This is a genomic window from Psychrobacter sp. GW64-MNA-CIBAN-0177, assembly GCF_040309585.1.
Taxonomy (GTDB): domain Bacteria; phylum Pseudomonadota; class Gammaproteobacteria; order Pseudomonadales; family Moraxellaceae; genus Psychrobacter; species Psychrobacter okhotskensis.
Genome location: NZ_JBEOOY010000171.1, coordinates 1 through 279, shown reverse-complemented (window position 1 = coordinate 279; position 279 = coordinate 1). Strand labels below are relative to the sequence as shown.

The 279-nt window shown below is 37.6% G+C and carries 1 protein-coding gene; it reads right to left on the bottom strand.

Annotated features, from left to right (window positions below):
- Positions 1 to 227, bottom strand: a 227-nt coding sequence (locus AAEY79_RS14645; protein ID WP_407074206.1) for a choice-of-anchor I domain-containing protein, incomplete at its 3' end; no start/stop codon positions are given.
- Between the last annotated feature and the right edge of the window lie 52 nt (positions 228 to 279).

Here is a 279-nt window from a genome sequence, read left to right as displayed (position 1 = left end):
CCATAAACACCTTCATAAGCTTGTAAATTTATGGCATCGTCTTTGTCACTGGCATCAATTTTATTAGCGTCTAAACCAAAATCTTTAAGCCCTAATGCAATAATACGCTTTACCGTTGCTGTTGCTATATCAATCACAGCAATAGCATTGTTTTCTTGTAAACTGACATACGCAAATTGACTGTCAGCTGATACTGAAATGTACTCAGGTTCTAAATCTTGCGCCACACTCGCGCCAGGACCATTAATTTTAATCAATGGATTAAGCTCTGAATTACGC